Genomic DNA, 5222 nt, shown 5'->3' on the forward strand with positions numbered 1-5222 from the left:
CCCGTCTCGTCGCCACCTGCGGCCCGGCGGCCTGCTCGGGCTCGTGTATCTCGGCACCCGTGCGGCCCCAGCCTCGGGTGCGGGGGTGACTGTAGGGTCCATGCTGTGGGCATGAACTGGCCCATGAGCGGACTGTCCGCGGACTGGGCTCGCCTGGTGGCCGAGTCGGAGTTGAGCGCTCCCCTGCCCCGGCGTTGGGCGCATTCCCAGGGTGTCGCGCGACGTGCGGTCGAGGCGGCGGGGATCTTCGGTGATCGGGCTGACCTTCTGGTTGCAGCCGCCGTACTGCACGACGTCGGGTACGCGCCGAGGCTGGCGGCCACCGGCTTCCACCCGCTCGACGGGGCCCGGTTCCTCCGGGATGTCCATGGCGCAGACGACCGGCTGGTGCGCCTGGTGGCGAACCACTCGTTCGCGCTGCTGGAGGCCGAGGAGCGTGGGCTGCGGGAGGTGCTGGAGGCGGAGTTTCCGCTGCTGGAGGATCAGCGTCTGGTTGACGCGCTGGTGTGGTGCGACATGACGACGACGCCCGACGGCGAGGCGACGACGGCCGAGGCGCGGGTGGCGGAGATCGTCGGCCGGTATGGGGCGGACAGTGTGGTGGGGCGGTTCATCCGCCGCGCTTCGCCGGAGATCTTCGCGGCGGTGGAGCGGGTGGAGGCGGCGCTGGCGGGTCAGCCGAGGTGGGGGTAGGTGCCGGAGAGGTAGTCGCCGATCTGCTGGCGCATGCTGGGGTGGATGTCGTACTGGTCGAGGTCGGCGGGCTGGACGAAGCGGACGCCGTCGGCCTCGTCGTTGATGGTGGGTTCGCCGCCGACCGGGCGGCCGATGTAGGTGTTCTCGTACTGCTGGCGGATCTCGCCGTCGGTGTAGGCGACGATGTGCCTCGGGTTGGTGTAGACACCGAGGAAGCCGGTGATCTCCGCGACGATCCCCGTCTCCTCCAGGCATTCGCGTACCGCGCACTGGGCGGCGGTCTCGCCGATGTCCTGGGCACCGCCGGGCAGGGCCCACTGGCCGGTGTCGCGGCGGCGTTGGAGCAGGATGGCTCCGGTCTCGTCGACGACGAGCAGGTTGCTGGCGGGGATGAGGGTGTTGGCCTTGGGGGCGTTCGGGTCGTTGTAGTACTCAGTCCTGCCCATGCGCGGTGGTCCCCTCCCGGTCGGGTGTCCAGGGCCGTGCGCCGCCCCAGACGGCTTCGAAGCTGTGAGCGTAGTGGTCGAACCAGCCGTTGGGACCTGTTCGCTTGAGGTGAAGCAGCGGGTTAGCACTGGCCGGCTGGCCGAAGACGTGAGGGTTGACCAGCAGGTTGTCGTCGTAGCGGAACAGGGAGCTGTACAGCGTGGTGTCGTGCAGCCGTACCTCGCACCCCGGCTCTGACAGAAGGAGTCGGTAGTACGTCAGAGAGGCGCGGACCTTGGCGGCGAGGGTGTCGCCGATGCCTTCCTCACGGCCCCGGTTGGCGACCGCCTGGCCGCTCGGGTCGCCGAAGCAGAGGCGTACGCGGACGCCACCGGCCGCGCGTTCCGCGAGCATTTTGGCGACGTGCGGGTTGGACTGGGCGAAGAAGGTGCCAGAGAAGAAGAGCACGTCGATCTGTTCCTGGGCTTCTTGCAGGAGCGTCAGCCAGGCCTCGCGGGGCACGCTGGCCCGGTTCTGGTAGGTCCCGACGAGTTCGCTACCTAACCCGCTGCCGGATCGTCCGGCGTGGACCTGCGTGGCGGGCCAGAGGAAGCCTTCTTCCACACGCAGGTACTGGGCGGCCCGGAATCGATGCCGCGGGTGAGGCACGCGCCCGCCGAGCCAGCGGCCGACGGTCTTGGGGTCCACCTCACAGGCTTCGGCGAGCGACTCGGGCTTGACGCCGCGCTGCGCGAGCACGGAGCGAAGTCGCTCGTTCACAGCAACTATGAAAGCCGAGACGGGCATGGGTGTGCAAGGACGTCCTGACCCCTCCGATAAGTCGGCGGGTGTGGACTGCGCAACGGATCTCGTTTTAGGTCGCCGACGCCCCCAGTACTGCTCGGTCTGTCGGATACCACCGGTCCTGTGAAACTGCCGGGGACCTCGCGTCCGGCTGAAAACGTCCAGGACGTCCCGCAAGCGTCCGCGTACGCGGTGACGCGGTCCCGGCTCCCTCCGACACGCTCGGTTCTCCAACCAGGCGACTGGCCGAGGGAGGCCCACGTTGATCCGGGACGTCACCGGGATCCACAGGATCCGGATGCTGTACCTGCAACTGCTCTACCGCTGCAACTTCGCGTGCCTGCACTGCTTCCACGGCGAGCGGCTGGCGCACCCCGACGCCTTCTCCACGCAGGAGGCGGCCAACCTGCTCAGGCTCATGCGCGACCAGTACGGCACGGAAGCTGTCACGCTGCTCGGCGGCGAGCCGTTCGTCTACAAGGACCTCACGCGGGTCGTGCAGTACGCGAAGCAGGAGCTGGGGCTGCGGGTCGAGATCTGCACCAACGGCTACCGCATCGAGCGCCGACTCGCCGAGATCGCCCCGGACCTGGACTTCCTGCGGGTCTCACTGGAGGGCATCGGCGCGACCAACGACCACATCCGCAAGTCCGGCAGCTACCAGGAGGCGCTGAGCGGGCTCGGCCTCGCGCGGGAACTGGGGGTGAGCACCGGGGCGACCATGACGGTCACCTCGCTCAACATCGGCGAGGTGCTTCCGCTGGCCCGCACGCTTCAGGAGGTCGGCGTCCGGCAACTGAAGCTGCACTGCCTCCGGCCGGTCGGCAACGCCGCCGACCACCCCGGGCTCCTCGTCCGCGACCCCTCGGCCTACGCCCGACTGCGGCAGCAGCTCGCATCGGCCCGCCTGGTCATCGAGGTGGTCGCCGACGAGGACCTGTCCGCCGCCGGAGCCCCGGAGACGTGCACCCCGGCGGACGGCCCTCGGGAGATCGAGCGGATCGAGGCCGACCCGCGCGGCGCGCTCACCATGTCCTGCAAGGCCGTCGGCAAGGACGCGCACGCCTTCTGGTACGACAAGCTCGCCAACCGCATCGTCCACCGGCCGGCCGCCACCGACGAGCTGACCCTCGCCGTGCCCGACGTGGTGTACGCCCGTGTCTGACCGTCCGCTGTTCGAGAGCCTGGAAGGGCTGAGTGGCACCGGGAAGTCGACCATCGCGCCGATGCTCGCCGAAGCCCGCGATGCCGTGCTGGTGCCCACCGTGCCGGACTTCTACCAGCCGCTGCGCCGGGAGATCGACGCGCGGGAGAACGTCGAGGCCCGGATGTGCTTCTACCTCTCCGCGCTGCTGACCGCCGCAGGCCAGATCCGGCACTACCTCGCCGCCGGCATCCCCGTCGTCGTCGAGAGCTACTTCCCCCGCTGCCTGGCCACCCACCGCGCCCTCGGCACCCGGCTCGGCGTCACCCTGCCGCCCGACCTGCCGCAGCCCGTCACCTACCACCTGGTCTGCGCGGAACACGAACGCCAGCGCCGCCTGGCCCGGCGGGACAAGCCGACCTCCCGCTGGGACGCCCTCACCGAAACCGTGGTCGACCGCATCGCCGACGCCTACGCCCCGTACCCGATGCACCGCCTGGACACCACCGGCCTCACACCGGACCAGGTCCTTCAGGCCATCCTCGCCACCGACATGCAAGGAGCCCACCGCCGTGCGGACCAAGAGCCTATGGGAGCACACCCTCACCTTCTTCCCCCAGTTCCTCGCCGCCCTGCAAGCCCGGCCCTGCCCTGACGCCACCGTCGCGGTCATCGGCGCGAGCGACGGCAAGTTCGTCCTCCCGCTCGCCGCCGCCGGCTACCGGGTCATCGCCGTCGAACGCGACCCGATCGCGCTGCACGGCGGCGAGGTCCGCCTGCCCGGCGGCGCCATCTCCCACGCCCTCGGGCTGACCGACCGGCTCAAGCTCGAAGGGCTGGATGACCGGGTGCAGGTCGTCGAACGGGACTTCCTGGACGCCGCGCCGCTCGACACGCTCTGCGACGCGGTCTGGACGAGCTGCTCGTGGCACTACAGTGCCAACCACCACCGCCCGCTCGCCGACTTCGTCGCCCGCATGCAGCTCATGGTGCGTACGGACGGCCTCTTCGGTGCCGAATTCATGATGCCCGTCGAGCAAGGCCACCACCTGATCGAGCACTACACGTCCCCCGAGAAGCTCAGCTCCTGCTTCACCGGTGTCTGGGACGTTCTGCTGACGCTGCGCACGGGCGAGTTCGCCGAGCGAGCCCACGTCGGCCAGCTCCACGACCACACGCACCGCATGGGCCTGCTGCTCGCGGCCCGGACCCCCCGATAGCCCGAACCCGCTTTTGTGAAGAAGGGAAACATGAAGCACGAGTACGAGGCCAAGTTCCTGTCCGCCGACGTCGCCGGCCTTCAGGCGAAGCTGACCGCTCTGGGCGCCGTCCAGGCGTTCCCCCGGACCCTCCTCACCCGGAAGATCTTCGAGAACGACGCGCTCGACAGCGGCGCCTGGGTCCGGCTGCGCGACGAGGGCACCCGATCAACGCTGACGCTCAAGCAGGTCACCGACTCGACCACGATCGACGGCACCACGGAGGTCGAGACCGAGGTCACCGACCTGCACGCCATGGCCGAAATCCTTCGCGGACTCGGCATGCGCGAGGTGCGCTACCAGGAGAACTACCGCGAGGAGTGGCGCCTGGGCGAGGTCGCCTTCGACTTCGACACCTGGCCGGACCTGCCGACCTTCGTCGAGATCGAAGGCCCCGACGAGGCATCGGTCCGCCAGGCCGCCGACCTGCTGCGGCTCGACTACTCCGAGGCCCGGTTCGGCAGCGTCGACGAGATCTACAAGAGCGAGACCGGCAGGGACATCCTCGCCGAGCCCACCCTCCTGTTCTCCGACAGGGAGGGGGAGGGACCGGCCTCTACCGCAGGCTGACCCGGTAACGCTCATTGTGAGGATGTGACGAGGTGACGCCGCAGGTGGGCCTGACTCGTTCGACTGAGCTTGCTCGGCGCCAGGGCATCCCGGTGCTCGCCGACCGCGTCGACCTGGGCGTCGGTCCGTGGGTGACCACACCGGTCCGACACCCACCCGGCCGCAACCTGCCACCGACCCAGCGCACGGTCAACCGCGCGCTCTCTGCGGCGCGGGCAACCAGTGGAACGCGGTGTGGGCCGGTCGGGGGGCGGGGTGGGGGCCGGGTGCAGCGGGGTGCGCGTGCGGCGCGTGGTCGGGTGCGGGGCCGGGGGTTCCGGGGC

At 70.0% G+C, this 5222-nt stretch carries 7 protein-coding genes and 1 pseudogene; 6 read left to right on the top strand and 2 right to left on the bottom strand.

The window, feature by feature from the left end; genetic code table 11:
• Positions 1 to 111: 111 nt before the first annotated feature.
• Positions 112 to 693, top strand: coding sequence for an HD domain-containing protein (locus RKE29_RS27710; protein WP_312008422.1), 582 nt, complete (start codon positions 112 to 114; stop codon positions 691 to 693).
• On the opposite strand, the gene RKE29_RS27715 is transcribed toward RKE29_RS27710, so the two are convergent.
• Positions 675 to 1142, bottom strand: coding sequence for an NUDIX domain-containing protein (locus tag RKE29_RS27715; RefSeq protein WP_312008423.1), 468 nt, complete (start codon positions 1140 to 1142; stop codon positions 675 to 677). The genes RKE29_RS27710 and RKE29_RS27715 overlap by 19 nt on opposite strands.
• Entirely contained in the window at positions 1129 to 1902 is a 774-nt protein-coding gene (locus RKE29_RS27720; RefSeq protein WP_312008424.1) for an XRE family transcriptional regulator, read from the bottom strand. Before RKE29_RS27720 ends, RKE29_RS27715 begins: the two co-directional genes overlap by 14 nt.
• 286 nt (positions 1903 to 2188) lie before the next feature.
• Here RKE29_RS27720 and RKE29_RS27725 point away from each other — a divergent pair, with 286 nt between their 5' ends.
• The 5 genes and pseudogenes from RKE29_RS27725 to RKE29_RS27745 form a co-directional block, all read left to right on the top strand.
• Positions 2189 to 3091: a radical SAM protein gene (locus RKE29_RS27725; protein ID WP_312008425.1), complete on the top strand. Its 903-nt coding sequence runs from the start codon at positions 2189 to 2191 to the stop codon at positions 3089 to 3091.
• Positions 3084 to 3725 carry a hypothetical protein gene (locus RKE29_RS27730; protein WP_312008426.1) on the top strand — a complete coding sequence of 214 codons (642 nt, stop codon included), beginning with the start codon at positions 3084 to 3086 and terminating at the stop codon, positions 3723 to 3725. The genes RKE29_RS27725 and RKE29_RS27730 overlap by 8 nt, the downstream gene beginning before the upstream one ends.
• Positions 3643 to 4290 carry an SAM-dependent methyltransferase gene (locus tag RKE29_RS27735; RefSeq protein WP_312008427.1) on the top strand — a complete coding sequence of 216 codons (648 nt, stop codon included), beginning with the start codon at positions 3643 to 3645 and terminating at the stop codon, positions 4288 to 4290. Before RKE29_RS27730 ends, RKE29_RS27735 begins: the two co-directional genes overlap by 83 nt.
• A 30-nt stretch (positions 4291 to 4320) precedes the next feature.
• Positions 4321 to 4899 carry a class IV adenylate cyclase gene (locus RKE29_RS27740; protein WP_312008428.1) on the top strand — a complete coding sequence of 193 codons (579 nt, stop codon included), beginning with the start codon at positions 4321 to 4323 and terminating at the stop codon, positions 4897 to 4899.
• 77 nt (positions 4900 to 4976) lie between these two features.
• Positions 4977 to 5117, top strand: a pseudogene (locus tag RKE29_RS27745) (IS5/IS1182 family transposase); the annotation flags it as partial.
• Between the last annotated feature and the right edge of the window lie 105 nt (positions 5118 to 5222).

Source organism: Streptomyces sp. B1866 (genome assembly GCF_031932565.1).
Lineage (GTDB): Bacteria > Actinomycetota > Actinomycetes > Streptomycetales > Streptomycetaceae > Streptomyces.

Bases quoted from the DNA above. Each gene is read 5' to 3' on its own strand.
- RKE29_RS27710 (WP_312008422.1), top strand. From the start codon at position 112: ATGAACTGGCCCATGAGCGGACTGTCCGCGGACTGGGCTCGCCTGGTG.
- RKE29_RS27715 (WP_312008423.1), bottom strand. From the start codon at position 1,142: ATGGGCAGGACTGAGTACTACAACGACCCGAACGCCCCCAAGGCCAAC.
- RKE29_RS27740 (WP_312008428.1), top strand. From the start codon at position 4,321: ATGAAGCACGAGTACGAGGCCAAGTTCCTGTCCGCCGACGTCGCCGGC.